The sequence below is a fragment of the Thiofilum sp. genome, assembly GCF_016711335.1.
In the GTDB taxonomy this organism is placed as follows: domain Bacteria; phylum Pseudomonadota; class Gammaproteobacteria; order Thiotrichales; family Thiotrichaceae; genus Thiofilum.
This window is the reverse complement of sequence record NZ_JADJTF010000001.1, coordinates 474,690-494,817: the sequence shown is the minus strand read 5'-3', so window position 1 is coordinate 494,817 and position 20,128 is coordinate 474,690. Positions and strand designations below refer to the sequence as shown.

Sequence of the window (20,128 nt, the reverse complement as noted above, 5' to 3'; positions counted from 1 at the left end):
ATGGATACGCCCGATCTATTACAACTTAAACGCTTAGCGATTTTTGCTACGGTAGTAGAGCAGGGAAGCTTTTCTAAGGCGGCGCAACTACTGCAAATGAGTCGCTCTAGTGTAAGTGAACAAGTCGCTCTGTTAGAACAAGCCTTACAAGTACGTCTCCTGCAACGCACTACCCGCCAATTGACTTTAACGGCTGAGGGTAAACAAGTTTATCCGCAAGCGGCTCAAATCAATGGGGCGATGCGCAGTGTCAAAGAGCTAATTAATCAAGAGCAAGCGCGGGGACGAGTGCGTATTACCACCACGACCGATCTAGCACTGGAATGGTTAAACCCTAAATTGCAGCAGTTTCGGACACTTTATCCAGAGATTTATTTTGATTTAGTGCTGGTGGATCGTGAATTAGATTTGGTGGCTGAGCAAATTGATCTAGCCATTAGAATTGGCTATTTGCGTGATGATTCTTTAGTGGTACGCCCGCTCTTTCAGGATAAGACTCATATTATAGTAGGCGCGTCCTACCCCCATACTTTAGCAAGTATAAGCGTTGAGACTTTGCAACAGCAGTCTTGGGTTTTATTAAAACAGATACACCCTTACAATCAGGTGACGTTGCAATCTCAAGGGCAGTTACTGTCCTTTGTACCCGAATCGTTTCATAGTTGTGATTCGCCTTTAGTGCAGCGCGATATGATTCAGCGCGGTTGGGGCATAGGGTTGCATTTGCCGACTACTATTCGGTCTGAACTTGCGCAGGGGGCACTAGAGGTCGTAGTACCGGAGTGGTACGGTGATGAAATGAATTTTTGTATTGTTTACCCCTCCAGACGCCAGCTCCCGCTTAGGGTCAGGTATTTGGTTGATTATTTGATGAATAATAATGCTCGTTGATTTTAAAGTGCTGGGCGCAACCCTAAAATCAACGAGTATTATTTAGACAAGTGTTTACTGGTTACTTAGCTGGCGAATAGCACCTGCCCAGTCTTCAAGATGATAGGTTTTACCGCTCATCTTGCCGTTTTCGATGGTATGAATATCAATGGACATTAACTTAAAGCTTTTGCCGCCGTGGGGAACGCCCATAAAATCCACCGCAGGTGTGCCATAACCCTCACCGCGCACAATCACACGATTACCTGATACCAGTATTTCTTTAATGTCCCACTTGAGATCAGGGATAGCCTTACCGAAACCTGCTATGGTCGGAGCGACTTTCTCGCGGGGTTTGCATTCGTCATTACCACTACAGGACTCCCAGTTCTCCGCAGTCCCTTGCAGCACTAGAGCGGCTGAATCTTTATTAGGGGCAACATTGAGCGCGTCATAAAACGGGGCAATCGCAGCACGCGCTTGTTCACTATTCAGTTCATTAGCGTGAATGCTAGGTAACATACTGAATAACACTAGGCTACCTAATAAGGTTTTAGAAAACATCGACATGGCTAAAGCTCTCTATTAGTTAATCAACACACTGACCTAGTGTAGAGAGTTTTATTGTCGGGACTAGAGCAGCTATTCCGAATAGATTATTCGTTTTATACGAATAATTAGTCAGTATTTAGGGTTTGAGGCTAGTTATATAAATAAACAAAGGTATTAGTATTCAGAGGGTTAGGGGATTAATACCAACCGTCGCTTTGCACGTTGTTTGTGCATTTGAGTCAGCCTGTAAAATTATCAATAGAAAAATTTAATAACATTAAGTACTTAAATGAGCTTTGGATTAGAAAAATGCCTTTTATCAGTTCCTTGAGATTTGCACATTTGTACCCGATTTGGTGCGTAATTAGTCGGTACTATGCATCCATACCAACAAGAACAACAGTAACAACATTAACTTAATCACTCGAAAGGATGACAAGATGAAAAAATTAGTAATGGCTGCTTTAGTAACGTTAGCTTTAGGTACTTCTGCGGTAATGGCAGATCACGGTGGCATGGGTGGTCGTGGTGGTAAAGGTGGTCCCATAGCTCATTTACAATCTCAGCTAAGTTTAACGGATGCTCAAGTAGAGCAATTAAAAACCATGCATGAAGAACAGCGCAAACAAATGCAAGCCGCTATGTCCGCAGGTCGTGATCGCATCGCGCAAATCCTGACCGCTGAACAAGCCACTAAGTTTAAGGAAATGACCGATAAAATGGATCAACGCCGTGCTGAGCATGAAAAACGCATGACAGAAGGTAAAGGCGAGCATCGCTGGGGCGAGGGCAAAGGTGGCAGAGGTCATCACGAAGGGCGTGGTCACGGTGGACGTGGTGGTCATCACATGGGCAAAGGTGGTAAAGGCGGCATGGGGGGCGAGCGTATGGTCAATCGCTTAAAAGAAAAATTAAATCTGACCCCAGAGCAAGTCACTCAAGTGCAAGCCATTATGAAAGATCAACAAGCACAAATGGATCAATTCCGCCAAGCGTCTAAAGCTCGTTTAGTACAAATGTTAACGGCTGAGCAAGCAACGAAATTTCAAGCGCTAGAAAATGAGCGTAAGCAACGTATGCAAGAGCAGATTCAAAACATGCAGCAACGTTTAGAACGTATGTAAAGTCAGAGTCTTAAGTCTCTAACCCCTTTTTCTCCTCTGAATGTCGCATTAGCCCTCGTAAGAGGGCTTTTTCTTTTTGCTTAGTTAATCCCTACAAAATACTTAAGATTTTGTTCTTAATTTGTGTTGACCCTTGGCTTAGTTTTAATTATCTTATAGCCACAAAGTTACCCTTACGTAAACGTAAATTAAAATATTACGTATAGGTAAACCGCTAGGAGGAGTTCTCATGACAAAGCCGATGGCGCAGGTTGCGTATCAAGGGGTAGTTGCGTTTGATAAGTCCCTCGATACTTTTCCGAAGTTGCTATTAGATCATGCAACCAAACGCTCGAATAAAATAGCTATTCGTGAAAAAGACCTAGGTATTTGGCAATCATGGTCTTGGAAGCAAGTACTGGAAGAGGTCACAGCCTTAGCGTGTGGATTAGCGCAGCTTGGCTTACAACGTGGTGATAAGCTTGCCATTATCGGTGATAATCGCCCGCGCCTTTATTGGTCAATGGTTGCAGCCCAATGTTTAGGTATTATTCCCATTCCTCTTTACCAAGATGCGGTTGCAGAAGAAATTGCCTTCGTGCTCGACAATGCCGATGTGCGTCTAGCCATTGTCGAAGATCAAGAGCAAGTCGATAAAATTCTCGAAACTAAAGAACAATGCCCGCAAATTGATTACGTGCTCTACGATGATCCACGGGGTATGCAGCATTATCATTTTCCTTTTTTAAAGTCGATTGATGAAATACAAGCGAGTGGTCGCCAGTATCATCAAGCGCATCCCGATTTCTTTCAAACCGAAGCCCTCAAAGCTACTGGTAGTGATACTGCCATTATGCTTTATACCTCAGGAACCACAGGCAAACCTAAAGGTGTGGTACTTAGCCATGATAATGTCATTATCACGGCACGCAATGGGATCATACGTGAGCAACTGACTCAGGACGAAGAAGTTCTTGCTTATCTTCCCATGGCGTGGGTAGGGGATAATTTATTCTCTTATGCTCAATCCTATGTAGCGGGCTTTACGGTGAGTTGCCCCGAAAGTGGCGCTACGGTATTAAATGATCTACGTGAAATTGGCCCCACTTATTACTTTGCACCTCCGCGTATTTACGAAAATATGCTGACTCAAGTTATGATCAGGATGGAGGATGCCAGTGCTCTTAAGCGTAAATTATTTCATTACTTCCTCAACCATGCTAAGCGGGTAGGTACTGCCATACTCAATGGGCAAACCGTAGAAGGTAAAGACGCTTGGCTATATAAGCTCGGAAGCTTTTTAGTCTATAACCCCCTTAAAGATGTATTAGGTCTAGGACGTATTAAACTCGCCTATACCGCAGGGGAGGCAATTGGTCCAGAGATCTTCGATTTTTACCGTTCACTGGGCATTAATATTAAGCAGCTCTATGGTCAAACCGAGGGCATGGTATTTATTTGTGTACAACCCGATGGTGAAGTTTATCCTGATACGGTAGGTACGCCCGCACTCGAAGTCGAAGTCAAGATTGATGACAATGGCGAAGTGCTTTATCGCAGTCCGGGAGTCTTTCAAGAGTATTATAAAAATCCTGAGTCTACCGCCAAAACCAAAACGCCGGATGGCTGGGTTTATACCGGAGATGCGGGATTCTTTGCCGAAAATGGTCACTTGAAAATTATTGATCGTGCTAAAGATGTGGGCAAACTCACCAATGGTACGATGTTCGCTCCTAAATATTTAGAAAATAAACTTAAATTCTTCTCTTACATTAAAGAAGCAGTCGTTTTTGGCGATAAAAAAGATTACAGCACCGCCTTTATTAATATTGACCTCGAAGCTGTGGGCAACTGGGCCGAAAAGCGCGGTTTAGCGTATTCCGGTTATCAGGATTTAGCCGCACAGCCAGAAGTGTATGCCTTGATCAAAGATTGTGTGGAACAAGTCAATCAAGACTTAGCCAAAGACCCGCGCTTAGGTCAATCCCAGATCAAGCGTTTCCTGATTTTGCATAAAGAACTAGATGCAGACGATGGTGAGTTAACCCGTACTCGCAAGGTACGGCGTAGTTTTGTGGCGGAGCGTTACGCGTCTTTAATTGATGCTTTGTATTCTGATCTAACTGAGTGCCATGTGAAAACAGAAGTGAAGTTTGAAGATGGGCGCAGTGGTATATTGGAAGCTGATGTGAAATTAAGTGATGCCAAAACCTTTCCCCCCACTACTGCCACACCCTCTCATACCCACTAAACCGATTTGCTAGGAGGTAGCCTTGGGTGAACGAGTTTTAGGCGACGTTATTCTCGACTTAAAGAATATATCGTTGTCTTTTGGAGTCATGAAGGTACTCAATAATATTAGCTTTAATGTGCGCAAGGGTGAAATCCGCTCCATTATCGGTCCCAATGGTGCGGGCAAAAGCTCTATGCTCAATGTCATTAATGGTGTTTACCATCCTCAAGAGGGCACGATTACCTTTAAGGGTAAGGTACGCTCCAAAATGAAAATGCACGAAGCAGCCGCTCAAGGCATTGCACGTACCTTCCAAAATATCGCCCTGTTTAAAGGTATGAGTACCTTAGACAATATTATGACGGGGCGTAATCTTAAAATGAAAGCTACCCTACTAGAGCAGGCACTCTATTGGGGGCGTGCCCAAAAAGAAGAAATTCATCATCGCCATAAGGTTGAGGAAATTATTGATTTCCTTGAAATTCAATCGATTCGCAAAGTACCTGTGGGACGTTTGCCTTATGGCTTTCAAAAGCGCGTCGAGTTAGGGCGTGCCTTAGCGGCTGAGCCTGAAATTTTGTTATTGGATGAACCAATGGCAGGTATGAACGTGGAAGAAAAAGAAGATATGTCACGTTTCATCCTCGATATTAATGACACCTTTGGGACTACTATTGTGCTGATTGAGCATGATATGGGAGTGGTAATGGATTTGTCGGATCGGGTCGTGGTACTCGATTACGGTCGCCAATTAGCGGATGACGTGCCCGATGTGGTGCGTAATACCCAAAGCGTCATTGATGCCTATTTGGGCGTATCACACTAAGGAGTCACCATGCCACATATTGAACGCAATGTCCTCTATACCATCGGTGGCGCTATCGTACTGATGACCCTGCTACCTTGGATACTCGGTAAGGTTGTCCCGAATCAGGTATTTTTTGAATGGCCTTATTTTTTTGAAGTCGCGATTGGCGGCTTATTATCGGGTGTCATGTACTCCCTTGTGGCACTCGGTTTTGTTCTCATTTTTAAAGCTTCTGGCGTATTTAATTTTGCTCAAGGCGCTATGGTGTTGTTTGCTGCTCTAACGCTAGTGGGTTTGATTGATCTAGGTGTACCGATTTGGGCGTCGATTATTTTGACGTTAGGGGTCATGGTTATTCTCGCCTTTGCGATTGAGCGCGTGGTGCTAAGCCATTTGGTCAATCAAGAGCATATTATTTTATTTATGGCAACCATTGGGATTGCCTATTTTCTGGATGGCTTTGGTCAAACACTCTGGGGTTCAGATGTTAAACGTTTAGATCTTGGTTTACCCAATAGTCCTATTAAGCTGTTTGACGGTGCATTGCTCGTCAATGAGTTTGATTTAATTGCGGCTTTGATTGCAGGGGTTTTAGTGATCAGTCTTGCCCTATTTTTCCAATATACCCGCATCGGTCGCGCATTACGTGCGGTGGCGGATGATCACCAAGCAGCTTTGAGTGTGGGTATTCCCCTCAAGCATATTTGGGTGATTGTGTGGAGTGTGGCGGGCTTAGTAGCACTGGTCGCGGGGATTATGTGGGGCAGTAAATTAGGGGTGCAATTCTCTCTGTCCTTAATTGCCCTTAAAGCCTTACCTGTTTTGATTATCGGTGGTTTTACCTCGATTCCGGGGGCGATTATCGGTGGTTTGATTATTGGCGCGGGCGAAAATATTGCTGAAGTCTTTATTGGTCCCTTAATCGGTGGGGGTATCACGGATTGGTTTGCTTATATGCTGGCATTAGTCTTCTTGGTGTTCCGTCCCCAAGGTCTGTTTGGCGAAAAAATCATTGAGCGGGTGTAATTATGATCTACCGTGAAGCAGGCGAATTTAAAAGCACCTATCAAGCCGATCAAGCGATTTTCCCCATTCGCCAAGATCGTTGGTTTATCTTAGCTATTCTAGCCATTGCCTTTATTGTTATGCCTTTGGTGGGGAGTGATTATTGGCTAGGCACGATTATGTTGCCCTTCTTGATTCTAGCGTTAGCAGCCTTAGGTCTAAATGTACTGACTGGCTATGCGGGTTTATTGAGCCTAGGTACAGGTGGATTCATGGCAACTGGGGCGTTTGCTGCGTATAAACTGGCTACCATGTTCCCCGGCTTGCATATACTCGCAGTATTAATCATGTCTGGACTAATCACTGCTGGGGTGGGGATATTATTTGGTATTCCGTCTTTACGTATTAAAGGCTTTTACCTTGCAGTGGCTACTTTAGCCTCGCAGTTTTTTCTGATCTGGATGTTCAATAAATTTGGCTGGTTTACTAACTACAGTGCATCAGGTGTCATTAGTGCGCCACCCATGACTATTTTTGGCGATATTTATGTGACAGGTCCCCAAGCCACTGCTGCGGCTAAATACTTATTTGTGTTAGCGGTGGTCGCTTTTTTAGCGCTAATGATTAAGAACTTAGTGCGCTCGAATATGGGACGTGAGTGGATGGCGATTCGGGATATGGATATTGCCGCCGAGATTATTGGGATCAAAATGCTCTCTACCAAGCTTAAAGCCTTTGCGGTGAGTTCGTTTTTATGCGGTATTGCCGGGGCATTATGGGCATTTATTTATACCGGATCGGTAGAACCTGCTGCATTTGATATTAATCGCTCATTTCAAATTTTATTCATGGTCATTATCGGGGGCTTAGGTTCCATATTAGGTTCGTTTTTAGGTGCTGCCTTTATTACCTTATTACCGATATTCTTAAGTAATGCGCCCCATTGGTTTGGAATGAATATTCCCGTCGATATGATTTCTCATATTGAAAGCATGGTGTTTGGTGCATTAATTATTTTCTTCTTGATTGTTGAGCCGCATGGATTAGCGCGTTTATGGCAAATTGCTAAGGAAAAATTACGTTTGTGGCCTTTCCCTTACTAAGCGCTAGCAGGATAGGTCTTAAGTACGTCGAGCTACAACTTAACTAAGTGACAGATTTACTGGAGGAGTGAAGATGAAATTTAATCTAAAAGCGAGCTTATTAGCCGCAGCCGTTGCTATGTCTAGCCTACTGAGTGCTGTACAAGCAGCTGATGATCAATATATTGGTTCATTAGTCTATCGTACTGGTCCTTATGCTCCGGGGGGGATTCAATGGGCGGACGGTTTCGCCGACTATGTGCAATTACTCAATGAGCGCGACGGTGGAATTAATGGCGTAAAGCTAACTTTGGAAGAGTGTGATACCGCTTACAATACAGATAAAGGCTTAGAGTGCTATGAGCGTCTGAAAAAAGGTGGTTCGACTGGAATGCCAGCGGTGATGCCACTCTCTACAGGTATTACCTATGCGCTCTTAGATCGTGTCGCAGCGGATAAAATCCCCTTAATCACTTCCGGCTATGGTCGTGCGGATGCGGCTGATGGTACGGTATTTCCTTGGGTATTTGTTCCACCTGCTACCTATTGGGGGGGCGCTGATGTAGCCATTCAATACATCGCTAAAGAAATGGGCGGTGCGGATGCTATGAAGGGCAAAAAGATTGCTCTGGTTTATCATGATTCTGCCTTTGGTAAAGAGCCGATTAAAACCTTAGAAGCCTTAGCCGCTAAGCATGGCTTTGAGTTGTCTTTACATCCTGTTTCCCCTCCCGGTTTAGAGCAAAAACCCATTTGGACTAAAATCGGGCGTCAGATTAAACCCGATTACGTGATTATGTATGGTTGGGGGGTAATGAATGCGACTGCGATTAAAGAAGCGGCAGCCGTTGATTTCCCACGCGATAAATTCATTGGTATTTGGTGGTCTGGTAACGAGCCTGATGTGATCCCAGCAGGCGATGCAGCAATTGGCTATAAATCCTTACAGTTCAATGGTGTAGGTGCTGGCTATCCTGTGCATGAAGCCATTAAAACTAACCTTTATGCTAAAGGCAAAGGCTCTTCAAAAGTGGAGGGTGATGTCGGGGCGGTTGCTTACAATCGCGGTATGCAAAGTGCCGTGATTTTAACCGAAGCCTTACGTACCGCAATGAAAGAGTACGGCAATAAGCCTATGACAGGCGAGCAAGTACAATGGGCCTTAGATCGTTTAGATGTTAGTGCTGATCGTATGAAAGAGTTAGGCGCAGAAGGCTTATTCGATCCTATTAAACTCACTTGCGCAGATCACTTAGGTCAAGGTCGCGTGCAAGTTGCTCAGTGGGACGGTAAAGCATTTAAAGCGATTAGTGACTGGATTCAGCCTAATGATGAAATGATTCGCCCGATGTATAAAGACTCTGCGGCCGCTTACGCGAAAGAAAAGGGTATTACCCCCCGTGAGTGTAAATAGTCTCTAGGGTAAAGGGTAATCCTGTGGTAGGGGCAGACCTGTGTGCCTGCCCACTCGTTACAAGAGCAACACGTTTTGTTTGAACTGCAAAAGAGCAAACACATAGGTTTGCCCCTACACACGCATTCAATAACCGCATGGATGAATCAGCATGACCGCAACCGCTAATACTGAAGTACTGCTCCAAGTCAATAATATTGAAGTCATTTATGATCACGTCATTCTGGTGTTGAAAGGCGTGTCGCTTGCCGTGCCTAAGGGTCAGATTGTGGCTTTATTAGGTGCTAATGGTGCAGGCAAAAGTACTACGCTCAAAGCGATTTCTAACCTATTAGGGGCTGAGCGTGGCGATGTCACTAAAGGTAATATTGAATACAAAGGTGAGTCGGTTGAGCGGCTCAACCCTTCTGAATTAGTCAAGCGTGGTGTCATTCAAGTCATGGAAGGACGCCATTGTTTCGGGCATTTAACCATTGAAGAAAATCTCCTCACAGGTGCGTATACCCGTCGTGAAGGTCGTAAAGCGATTCAGCAAGATATGGAAATGATTTACGAATATTTCCCGCGTTTGAAAGTGCGGCGCTTGAGCCAAGCGGGTTATACCTCTGGCGGTGAGCAGCAAATGTGCGCGATTGGAAGAGCAATCATGGCGAATCCTGATATGGTATTGCTGGATGAACCCTCAATGGGGCTAGCGCCGCAATTGGTAGAAGAGATTTTCGATATTATTAAAAAGCTCAATACCGAGCAGAATGTCAGCTTCCTACTCGCTGAGCAAAATACCAATATTGCGCTACGTTATGCCGATTTTGGTTACATTATGGAAAACGGTCGCATTGTGATGGAAGGCGCGGCTCAAGAATTAGCCAATAATGAAGACGTGAAAGAGTTTTATCTAGGGCTAGCCAAAGAAGGGCGTAAGAGCTTCCGTGAAGTAAAACATTATCGCCGCCGTAAGCGTTGGTTAGCTTGATAATAAGGGATAAGTTATGACTGAGTATTATGATGCACTCGAAACCCGTGATCCGGTTGAGCGCGAAGCCGCTTTAATTCAAGCGGTAGTTCAACAAGTCGCTCATGCTAAACAACATACTCCCGCTTATGCCGAGTTATTAAAAGACGTTGATCCTACGCAACTAACCTCCAAAGCAGCGATTGCACAATTACCTCTCACACGTAAGTCTGATTTAAATGCTTTACAAAAGGCACAGCGCCCTTTAGGTGGTCTAGCAGCAGTGGGTGGTAAAGCTTTAACCCATATCTTTGCTTCACCCGGACCGATCTATGAACCCGGCTCTAAGCGTCCCGATTTTTGGCGATTAGCTCGTGCTTTATTCAGTGCCGGATTTCGTGAGGGTGATGTGGTACATAACACCTTTTCCTATCACCTCACACCCGCAGGTATGATGCTAGAAAGTGGAGCGCATGCCTTGGGTTGTACCGTGATTCCAGCCGGAGTAGGGCAAACCGAATTACAAGTACAAACCATTGCTGATTTGCAACCTTCAGGTTATGTAGGTACACCTTCCTTCCTCAAAATCATTTTAGAAAAAGCCGCTGAACTAGGGGCAGATGTCAGTTCTCTCAAGCGCGGTTTAGTATCGGGCGAGGCGTTACCACCTAGTGTTCGCGCTAAATTTGCGGAGCAAGGGATTGAGGTATTGCAAGCCTATGCTACGGCTGATTTGGGTTTAATTGCCTATGAAACCTCTGCCAAAGAAGGCTTAGTCATTGATGAGGGTGTGTATGTAGAAATTGTACGTCCGGGGACGGGGGATCTTGTACCTGATGGTGAGGTGGGTGAGGTAGTAGTCACTAGCCTAAATCCTGATTATCCTTTAATTCGTTTTGCCACCGGTGATTTATCCGCAATTATGGCAGGACTAAGCCCCTGTGGTCGCACGAATCGCCGCATTAAAGGCTGGATGGGGCGTGCTGATCAAACGGCAAAAGTGCGCGGTATGTTTATCCATCCCTCTCAAGTCGATAAGGTTGTCAAACGCCATTCTGAAATTCAAAAAGCGCGTTTAGTCGTTGACTGGCAAAATGAGTCTGACCAACTAACCCTAAAATGTGAAGTACTCGCGCCGAATGATGCGCTAAAACAAGCGATTAGCGAGAGTGTACGGGATATTTGTAAATTACGTGCTGAAGTTGAGTGGATTGCTGTCGGTAGTTTACCGAATGATGGCGTGGTGATTAGTGATATTCGTAAGTATGATTAGGGTTTTGACAGGGTTTGGAGTACTGGAATGGATGTAGCACAAGCATTACGCACACGGCAATCAATTCGTGCGTTTTTGCCTCAGGCGGTTGATCAGGCAACTATTGAAATGATTTTAACACTAGCAGCCACAGCACCTTCTGGTACTAATACTCAGCCTTGGCGTGTGGCAGTGGTGACGGGTGAATCTAAAGTAAAACTCCAAACAGCGATTGAAGCAGCGTTTCGAGCTAATCAAGCTAAGTCTATGGAATATAAGTACTATCCTGATAATTGGGTGTCACCTTATATTGAGCGTCGCCGTGCTTGTGGTTTGCAAATGTATAGTACTTTAGAGATTAAGCGCGAAGATAAACAACGCCAATTAGATCAATGGGCAGCGAATTATCGGGCATTTGATGCGCCTGTGATGCTGCTGTTTTTCATTGATAAAATGATGGAAACGGGTTCATATATGGATTATGGCATGTTTTTGCAATCCATTATGTTAGCTGCCGTAGAACAGGGTTTAGGTACTTGTCCACAAGCCGCATTAGGTGAATTCCCACAAATTGTGAAAGAGCAATTAGGCTATAGTGATGATCAGGTATTGCTGGGCGGAATGGCGCTAGGGTATCCCGATATGAGCGCATTAGTGAATAGCTATCGTACTCCAAGAGAACCTGTTGAGAGTTTCACGAAGTTCTTTAATTAGCAAAAATTCTAATGAGGTAATTGATCTAAGTACTTGAGCCAAAGTAATCGTGTATTTCCTCCGCAGGCGCTGTAAATACATCCCTGTACGCTTCAAGGCGGCATCCCTGCCGCCAAGACTGCTCCAAAAATACACGATTACTTTTAGTTGGATACTTACTAGCATTAATTACCTTGAAATTTCAACGTTACTCTAAATAACTCACCGATTTCTTCAAATTGAATTCGATCTTGCATTAATTTAAGCATCATCGGAATACCCCTGCCCAAACCATCAAAATAACGTAAATTATCTAGAAATTTAACTAGAAAAATATTACGCGGCGCTGAGTTACCGTAACGAATCTTAGCGAGTGTTAATGTATTAGCTAGTTTTCCAGGTGAAGTGATTTCAATACGATCACTGAATATATGAACCTGTATTTTGCGTTGACTTAATGAGTAATCACGGTGTACTACCGCATTAACCATTGCCTCGCGTAACACTTTTATCGGGATTAGAGTAATTTCAGTGCGTTGAGTACCTTCAATAATAGAGGGGCTAGGCAAAAATAATTGTAGCAATGCCACTGTTTTATCAATTAGCTCTGGTAAAGTGCCTAGTATTTCTTTTTTATCAATCAAATCATCGGTAATACTACCCCCTTTAAACACAGCAAACATAATTGAGCTATGAGCTAGGCGGCGTTGGGGATATTTGCCAAACATAAGTAAGCCACCCACCGTGATTACTTGCTTACCTTCTAATTCAGTAAGAATATCGGCGTTATTTAATAAATTTAATTGTTCTTCAGCCGAAAGATTTAAAAAATCAGTTTCATAATAAGTTTGGTAATAGTGATCTACTAGGCGTAGATCAATACCTTCAACGCCTGTATCCGTAACAGGGGCAGTATCAAAATGAACTAAACCTGCTTGCTGGAATAAACTACTTAATTCTTCTTTGGTAGCAGTACGATTAGTGGAACCAATACGCAACCAATATTTGCCATCTAAGGTTTGATAAGGCTTATCCTTACCTTTTGGCACAGTCACCATGCAAACTATTTTACTATCTATTATTAGATGATCTATATCGATAGCTATAGCAGGAATAATATTATTACGACTAATATTAGCTAACCATTCATTTAGGCTATTGGTTGTTATTCCTGAAACAATTCCATTATCTTCAACACCAATAAGTAATGTGCCACCTAGTGTATTAGCAAAGGCTGTTATTTCACGAGCAATAGAATCAGGTCGAACATCGCTGGATTTGAACTCAACTTGAGCATTTTCACCTTGAGCTATGAGTTGGAGTACTATATTAGTCATTTATATAATCACTCTATTATAAGTTTTGTTTAGCAGTTTCATACCAACTACCCCGTCCTTGTCCTTGGCGTTTTAACAAGCCTTGCTCTACCAAATCACTCAAACGCTTTTTAATGGTTGAGCGTGGTGTAGCTGTAAGAGCTTCTGCCTCACTCGTGGTAATACGCCCATACTGATTAATATGCTCCATAATCATAATAGACTCTTTAGGTAAATTATCCCAAGACGTATGCGCGGAAACTTTACTAGAGAGGTGATCCTTTTGCGCTTTTAATGACGACAAGAAAAACCTTACCCAAGGTAACCAATTAGGTTTTGCATCCTCTAAAGTACTTTGAGTGCGACGCAATGCTAAATAATAGCCTTCTTTGTTTCGCTCAATAATACTTTCTAACGAGCTATAAGGTACATAACGATAGCCCGCTTTTAATAATAGTAAAGTCGTTAAAATTCGAGATAAACGACCATTTCCATCTTGAAAGGGATGTATTTGCAAAAACACTACTACAAAAACCGCAATCACTAACAAAGGATGCAAGCTATTATCCGCTAATGACTCTCGCGTCCAATAAACCAGCTCTTGCATTTTAAGAGGTGTTTCAAAAGGTGTAGCAGTATGAAACACTACGCCTAAACTTTTACCTGTCGCATCAAAAGCTTCTACTTGATTATTTAAAGTTTTATATTGCCCACGATGACGTTCATCTTTATCGGAGTACTGCAATAAAATCGCATGTAGTTGCTTGATATAATTCTCACTCAACACAATATCGTCATAGCTTTGAAAGATTATATCCATTAGTTCCGCATAGCCTGCGACCTCTTGCTCATCACGAGTTACAAACGATTTACGATTAATGTTACCCAATAGTTGTTCAATTTCTGAGTTACTGAGTTTGACACCTTCAATCCGCGTAGAGGAACCAATACTTTCAATCGTAGCCACACGTCGCAAGGTAGCTAAACGCTCAGGTGCGAGATTTTGCATTAAGCGCCAACTGGTCTTGAACTCATCAATTTCAGTAATGATGCGTAGGATGTCAGGAGCAATTTCGAGTGAGTGAGTCTTCATAATGAGCCAAAACTATAGCCATAAATATCCAATTATAGCTGTAAATGTCCATAAATAGCCAAAAGTGAGCCAATTATGACTAGAAATTAGTACTGTTTGAGTACACGTTGAGGAGTGGGATGATGTTTTGCCCACTCTAGCGCTTGTTCGATTTGTTGAAGTAGGGTGGCTTTATCCTTACCCAGCACTCCCTTGAGCACTAAGCTATTGGAAACGTGATCGCTACGAAGAATCGTTTTTTCTAATGTTAAATGGCTTATAAAAGTGTGCATTTCTTGAAATAAATCCAGCATAGTACAGGGTTCATAATCATTGCCAAAATGCTCAATAAAACGTCGTGAGCCATGACTAAAGAATAGTACTAAAGTGGCTAAATACTCTGGCTGAGTTTCATTAATTAAACGCGCTGAATTAAGCGCATGTTGTGTACTATACTGTTTACCTCCTAAACCATTAATAATCATCACTGAAGTTTTAATACCTGCCGCTTTGAGTTTTAGAATAGCCTCGCGCGTACTTGCAAACGTTTCGCTTTTATTCACTTTTTTAAGAATAGTATCATCACCACTTTCAGCCCCAATATAAGCTAATGACAAACCTAGTTCGCGTAAATGTTGTAATTGTTCTATAGTTTTATTTTTGACATTTTGGGGTAAGCAATAGGCTGAAATGCGACTAACGCTAGGTAAATAGTCATTGATAGCAGTCAAAATAGCTTCTAAGCGCCTGAACGATAAAGCCATAGCATCGCCATCCGCTAAAAATATACGGCGTAACCCAGCCATCGTTTCGCCACAATGTTTAATCTCAGCGAGTATTTCAGTCTCATTTTTAGGGCGAAATTTCTTCTGGGGCGCGGTATACATTTCACAAAAGCTGCATTGATTCCAACTACAACCATTGGTGACTTGTAAAATGAGCGAATCGGCTTCACTGGGTGGACGAAAGACAGGTTCGATATAATCAAAAGGTGGATCAAAATACATGGCTAGCCTCAAGTCGTAGGATACTTAGGCTAAATTAGCAGTTCTATTGGTGGCTGTTAAGTCGTGGTGCTAGGCAAGGGCGCACAAGCGTTTTTGCGCATTTTACCTACTACTTCAATGGCGAGGTCACTACTAGGCTGACAGCGACAGGCGAGCACAAAACTATTTTGCTCTTCCTCTTCAGTCACATGCGCACGACTCATCTTGCCGTTGGTATAAGTGCCACTCAATATTTTGACTTTACACACACCACAACCGCCCGCTCGACAACCAATCGGAATCCCTTTACGACCCAACCGTACCATCCCAAAGAGCAATGACTCTTGCGGTTTACAGGGGAAACTAGATCCCGTTTCAGGAATGTGAATACTAAAAATCGTGGTCATAGGGTTACTCCTCGTTATTTTCCCCCTTCTCTACCCCCCTCCCTGACCCTCCCCCCGTAAAGGGTGGAGGGAAAAAGATAGAACGGTTTATTTCTTGTTCCCTGCCCCCATTTCGGGGGAAGGGAGGGGAAACTATTCCTAGCTTTGTAAAAAATTAATCACTAATTGGTTAAAGTGTTTAGCATGTTCGATCTGTGTCCAATGCCCACATTGTCCAAATACATGTAGCTCTGATTGATCAATGAGTTGGTGCAGGGTATAGGCATTTTGCAAGGGTATAACCTTATCATCGCGTCCGTGCACAATCAGCGTATGATGTGGCAACGCTTGAATAGCTTCTACGGGACTTGCCATCATTTCGACCGAGCGTTGGCGGGGAGCGGGAAACATACTAGAGAAAGATTCTTGGAAGCCCGGACGAGTACTGGCTTTAAAGCGTAATTCTGCTAACTCATCGGTCACTAAGGCTCGGCTATAGGCAAAAATATCGAGTAGTGCCTTCATATTGTCCAGTGAAGGTTTATAGCCCCACACCTGATCCAGTCCCTCAGTAATAGGAAATTCAACACCCATACTACCCATGAGGATTAACTTATTCACACGCTCTGGGTATTTAATGGCTAACGCGAGGGCTAAACCTCCGCCGAATGAATTGCCTACAATTGAAGCTTGTTGAATGTCTAATGCATCCATGAGTCCTACCGCTTGGGTGACCCAGTTATTCATATGGTAGGTGTAGTTAGCAGGACGAGCACTAAATCCAAATCCCGCCATATCAGGAGCAATCACGCGAAAATGCTGCGCTAAATCGGGTAAGGTTAAACGCCAATTCGCCCAAGCACTCACCCCAGGCCCTGAGCCGTGAATCAGTAGTACCGGATCACCTTGACCGACATCATGATAGTTAGTTTGTAGCCCAGCCGCTTCAATACTATTAGCTATTTCGGGATTAGTACTCATGCTGTCCTCCTAGATATTTTTAAATAGCGGGCTTTTCGTTTTGCTTTGGCTACTTTGGTTATAGAAGTTTTCCATAAACATATCGCGCTCAAATAATCGCCCCTGCATTAAAGTGGTAATACATGCATCAATCATAGGAGGAGGGCCACACATATAAGCTTTATGCCCATTAAATTTACCCTCAAAGTAGTGTTTAGCTGCTTCATGCACATAGCCACGTAAGCCTTGCCAATTGGACTCACTTGGCTCTTCGGATAGCACGGGCACATAGGTAAAATTTTCATGTTCCGCTGCTAGCTCTTCAAACAGCTCGCGGTAGTACAGTTCAGCTTGATTACGAGCGCCGTAAATGAAGGTAATAGGACGCGCTTCGCCTTTTTCAAATAAATCCAAAATCATAGATTTAGGACTCGATAATCCAGAACCACCAGCAAGAAAAATCATCGGTTCTTTAGCCGATTCCCGTACAAAGAAGCGTCCATAGGGACCAGAGAATTTTAGTTTATCGCCGACTTTTAATTGCTGATGTAACCAAGTCGTACCCGCACCGCCTTCAACCAAAGCGACATTTAATTCAATCATATTCGTGGCAGAAGGGGGGCTAGCAATCGAGAATGCACGCGGTTTATCTTCCAACCCCGGAATATAAACATTCACATAATGCCCCGCCTGAAACTCCATACCGCCATTTTCAATCGCTAAAAAGATGCTCTTGATGCGTGGGGTTAGTGTTTCGATTTTGGAGACTACACCTACATAGTCTTGAACAGGATGACGCTGGGCGTCGGGGTCTTCTTCAATATCGGCTTCAATCTCAAGGTCGCTTAAAGGAGTAGCACAACAAGCTAAACATTTGCCTTCTTCGCGTTCCATATCCATTAAAGCAAAAGGTGATGCAGCACCATGATCGACCTCACCACTGAGTACTTCAACTTTGCACGTACCGCACAAACCATGCCCACAAGCATGAGGCAAATACACACCTGCACGCAAAGCAGCGTCTAATAAAGTTTGCCCTTCTTCGACTTCAATAGTTTCGCCTAAAGGCTCAATAGTGAATTGGTAGCTCATGCTAAATCCTTTTTAGTGGGGGAGTTTTCCCCCATCCCCAACCCTTCCCCCGACGTGGGGGAAGGGAGTGAAGATAAATAGTGCCTTGTTTTAATTCCCTCCCCCATTTTCGGGGGGGGGCTAGGGTGGGGGTGGTTCAAGTTTGAACCAATCAGTTCCCCGTCCCCTGATACCCGGTCAATTCCGGTGTTCTAAAGCGAATCAATGATTTATGCCCTACACCATTATCCTTTAGGCTTTTACTCATATCGGGTGTAAAAGCCTTACCGTCTAGCAGCCATTCGACTTTATCCCATTGAATCTTGGCAAAGTCAGGATGCGGGGCGAGTACTGAGGGGAGTACGGCTTCGGTCAATGCACCAAAGGGCATATCGGGCGGCAAAGGATAGGCATTAGCAGTACAAATACTGGTGTGATAATCCCAGCCCACATACACTAATTGATTACCGTGAAAGCGGTCTACGCTATCCATCATCACGACAGGGTATTCAACATTATTGATAGTTTTGACAGTCATGTGAGTATTCCTTAAGCCGCTTCTTCAGTAGGTTGCATGGCTGGAGTGTCTTCGCCTTTCATGGCTTTCCAACGTTGTTCATCAGCGGAGCCTGCATAATCGCCCCCGTCTTCAGGCTTAAAGTGATACCACTTCAGGATATCGGGCACGGCTGCACCGCCACAGTTACCTTGGAAGATTTGATGTACAGGCAACCAAGCGTGTACGTATTTTTCCGGTTCGTGATCAAAAATGTCCTTGCAGCCATCGGAGCAAGTGTGGAATTTCTCACCGTTATACTCACTGACACGATAGGCAATTTGCATCGGATCACCTTTAGCCACTTCAGTAAAGCCCATTGGAATTTGGCATACTTGGCAAAGTTGCGGTAAACCCATATTGAAGAAACGCTTACCTTGTTTAGCCATATCAGCCCACATTTCCATACGTGGACGATAATATTTATCAAAGGTATTGGGATATTTCTTGCTCAACCAATCCATTTTTTCTTTGGTGGGTAAACCGAGATTAAAGGCGGCGGCATGGATATAGTTATAGAAAATACCAAACACTTGATGGCTTAAATGCTCGGCTTCAGCGGTGGCGACTTCATGATACCTAGGCATTTTCAAGCCATAGCGAGCGAGGTCATTAAACAGAGCGCCAGAGTTTTCGACAAAGTATAAATCCCAAGCTTCTTTCCACGACATCGGGCTTTCAGGCAGCATGTAATCTTGCATCATGGACACGAGACCGAGTACGCGATAGGCACGCCAGAAGTGTTTATCAATCCAGCCTTGCACAATCGGTAAATTGTCTTCGTGTTGTTCGACTAGGAACTTAATAATTTCTAAGCCTAAAGTCATATGGCGGGATTCGTCGGACTGAGCAGAGAAACCAAAGGTCACGGTTGCCATATCGCCATTAAAGGCTGCACCCGACATAAAGGGCACGAATAGTAAATTAGTCAGTACATATTCAAAGGCAAAGGATACCGAGGTAATAAATTCAAACGGTCCTGCTGACTTAGCATCATCAAAATACGATTTCGGAACGGATAGATACCAAACCCGATCATGCATATGGAAGGGGTCATGTAAGCCATTAAAGTGTTTATTGTAATGGCTAATGGTATGAATCTGAGTTTGTGCATGACGCAGCTCATCAATCGATTGCATTTGGCAAGCAATCTGTGCGCCCTCACCACTAAACTGCCGTCCTAAGCGTGCAAAGCCGCGATGAGCTTGATATTCGAGCGGTGAAACCCCTTGAATAAATAGCTTGAGTGCATTGACATAGCTACCGTCGGATAAATTCAGGTGCGCATTGTTTTGCGCGAAGGAATCCATGACGGCATAAAGCTTTTTATCTTTTTCTGCTTGGTATTTCCAATAGGCATCGACAGTTAAACGGAACGGATCTTCCCATTTGCTCCAGTCGGTGATTTTAATGCCTTCATAGGTTTCATTAGAAAACACTTTTTCTTTGGGCTGATAAGTCGGTTCCCAGCCTAGGCCACGAGTGAGTAATTCGTAGCGTTTACGCATATTGAGTTTTTTAGCCATGTCGGTTACTCCTCTTACTTAGTGGCGACTTATGCTGAAATAATCATCGTCTTCATCAATATTGCCCGATAAGGACACTAGAGTGAGATGCAGCTCTTGTAAGTCCATATCACGTCCGGCTTTTTCACTGACGACATCACGAGTGACTTTTAATTCACCCATGCCATCAATACGTACCATACCGGGTTGATAATCAAAGGTTGCCGCTGGGTTTTCTTGCTCTAATGCCTCAATAAACGGGCGGGCATCGGCGGTATCTTGGAAAATGAGAAATACTTTTTGCTCTGACAT

Annotated in this window: 20 protein-coding genes; 10 read left to right on the top strand and 10 right to left on the bottom strand. The window is 43.8% G+C overall.

Annotation, left to right across the window (positions count from 1 at the left end):
• Positions 1-891, top strand: a complete 891-nt coding sequence (locus IPL34_RS02390) for a LysR family transcriptional regulator (protein ID WP_296837146.1) — start codon at positions 1-3, stop codon at positions 889-891.
• Between the two features lie 54 nt (positions 892-945).
• On the opposite strand, the gene IPL34_RS02385 is transcribed toward IPL34_RS02390, so the two are convergent.
• The gene (locus IPL34_RS02385) at positions 946-1,440 is read right to left on the bottom strand and encodes an ester cyclase (protein ID WP_296837142.1); all 495 of its coding nucleotides are present in this window, start codon (positions 1,438-1,440) and stop codon (positions 946-948) included.
• Positions 1,441-1,862: 422 nt separating this feature from the next.
• On the opposite strand from IPL34_RS02385, the gene IPL34_RS02380 reads away from it, so the two are divergent.
• From IPL34_RS02380 to IPL34_RS02340, 9 genes are all read left to right on the top strand, one after another.
• Positions 1,863-2,546 carry a hypothetical protein gene (locus IPL34_RS02380; RefSeq protein WP_296837140.1) on the top strand — a complete coding sequence of 228 codons (684 nt, stop codon included), beginning with the start codon at positions 1,863-1,865 and terminating at the stop codon, positions 2,544-2,546.
• Between the two features lie 229 nt (positions 2,547-2,775).
• On the top strand, positions 2,776-4,776 hold the full coding sequence (locus tag IPL34_RS02375; RefSeq protein WP_296837137.1) for an AMP-binding protein: 2,001 nt from the start codon (positions 2,776-2,778) through the stop codon (positions 4,774-4,776).
• A gap of 22 nt (positions 4,777-4,798) precedes the next feature.
• Positions 4,799-5,584 carry an ABC transporter ATP-binding protein gene (locus IPL34_RS02370; protein WP_296837134.1) on the top strand — a complete coding sequence of 262 codons (786 nt, stop codon included), beginning with the start codon at positions 4,799-4,801 and terminating at the stop codon, positions 5,582-5,584.
• Positions 5,585-5,593: 9 nt separating this feature from the next.
• Positions 5,594-6,592, top strand: a complete 999-nt coding sequence (locus tag IPL34_RS02365) for a branched-chain amino acid ABC transporter permease (protein WP_296837131.1) — start codon at positions 5,594-5,596, stop codon at positions 6,590-6,592.
• Positions 6,593-6,594: 2 nt separating this feature from the next.
• Positions 6,595-7,674, top strand: a complete 1,080-nt coding sequence (locus IPL34_RS02360; RefSeq protein WP_296837128.1) for a branched-chain amino acid ABC transporter permease — start codon at positions 6,595-6,597, stop codon at positions 7,672-7,674.
• A gap of 73 nt (positions 7,675-7,747) precedes the next feature.
• Positions 7,748-9,067: an ABC transporter substrate-binding protein gene (locus IPL34_RS02355; protein ID WP_296837125.1), complete on the top strand. Its 1,320-nt coding sequence runs from the start codon at positions 7,748-7,750 to the stop codon at positions 9,065-9,067.
• Between the two features lie 151 nt (positions 9,068-9,218).
• Complete coding sequence (locus tag IPL34_RS02350) at positions 9,219-10,040, top strand: ABC transporter ATP-binding protein (protein ID WP_296837122.1); 822 nt, start codon at positions 9,219-9,221, stop codon at positions 10,038-10,040.
• 16 nt (positions 10,041-10,056) lie between these two features.
• The gene (locus IPL34_RS02345) at positions 10,057-11,292 is read left to right on the top strand and encodes an AMP-binding protein (RefSeq protein WP_296837119.1); all 1,236 of its coding nucleotides are present in this window, start codon (positions 10,057-10,059) and stop codon (positions 11,290-11,292) included.
• A gap of 27 nt (positions 11,293-11,319) precedes the next feature.
• Positions 11,320-11,985 carry a nitroreductase gene (locus tag IPL34_RS02340; protein WP_296837116.1) on the top strand — a complete coding sequence of 222 codons (666 nt, stop codon included), beginning with the start codon at positions 11,320-11,322 and terminating at the stop codon, positions 11,983-11,985.
• 164 nt (positions 11,986-12,149) lie between these two features.
• Here the strand turns inward: IPL34_RS02340 and IPL34_RS02335 are convergent, their stop codons facing one another.
• The 9 genes from IPL34_RS02335 to IPL34_RS02295 all read right to left on the bottom strand — a co-directional run bounded on the left by IPL34_RS02335 (position 12,150) and on the right by IPL34_RS02295 (position 20,128).
• Positions 12,150-13,301, bottom strand: coding sequence for an RNA-binding domain-containing protein (locus IPL34_RS02335; RefSeq protein WP_296837112.1), 1,152 nt, complete (start codon positions 13,299-13,301; stop codon positions 12,150-12,152).
• A gap of 16 nt (positions 13,302-13,317) precedes the next feature.
• A complete protein-coding gene (locus tag IPL34_RS02330; protein ID WP_296837109.1) occupies positions 13,318-14,373 on the bottom strand; it encodes a Fic family protein in 1,056 nt (351 codons plus the stop codon).
• Between the two features lie 86 nt (positions 14,374-14,459).
• Complete coding sequence (locus tag IPL34_RS02325; RefSeq protein ID WP_296837106.1) at positions 14,460-15,359, bottom strand: radical SAM protein; 900 nt, start codon at positions 15,357-15,359, stop codon at positions 14,460-14,462.
• Between the two features lie 56 nt (positions 15,360-15,415).
• Positions 15,416-15,745 (bottom strand): 2Fe-2S iron-sulfur cluster binding domain-containing protein, encoded by a 330-nt coding sequence (locus IPL34_RS02320; RefSeq protein WP_296837101.1) that lies wholly within the window; start codon positions 15,743-15,745, stop codon positions 15,416-15,418.
• A gap of 138 nt (positions 15,746-15,883) precedes the next feature.
• Entirely contained in the window at positions 15,884-16,705 is an 822-nt protein-coding gene (locus IPL34_RS02315; protein ID WP_296837098.1) for an alpha/beta hydrolase, read from the bottom strand.
• A gap of 9 nt (positions 16,706-16,714) precedes the next feature.
• Positions 16,715-17,776: a phenol 2-monooxygenase domain-containing protein gene (locus tag IPL34_RS02310; protein ID WP_296837095.1), complete on the bottom strand. Its 1,062-nt coding sequence runs from the start codon at positions 17,774-17,776 to the stop codon at positions 16,715-16,717.
• Between the two features lie 151 nt (positions 17,777-17,927).
• On the bottom strand, positions 17,928-18,293 hold the full coding sequence (locus IPL34_RS02305) for a phenol hydroxylase subunit P4 (protein ID WP_296837093.1): 366 nt from the start codon (positions 18,291-18,293) through the stop codon (positions 17,928-17,930).
• Positions 18,294-18,304: 11 nt separating this feature from the next.
• Positions 18,305-19,837 carry an aromatic/alkene/methane monooxygenase hydroxylase/oxygenase subunit alpha gene (locus IPL34_RS02300; protein ID WP_296837090.1) on the bottom strand — a complete coding sequence of 511 codons (1,533 nt, stop codon included), beginning with the start codon at positions 19,835-19,837 and terminating at the stop codon, positions 18,305-18,307.
• An 18-nt stretch (positions 19,838-19,855) separates the two neighbouring features.
• Entirely contained in the window at positions 19,856-20,128 is a 273-nt protein-coding gene (locus tag IPL34_RS02295; protein WP_296837087.1) for an MmoB/DmpM family protein, read from the bottom strand.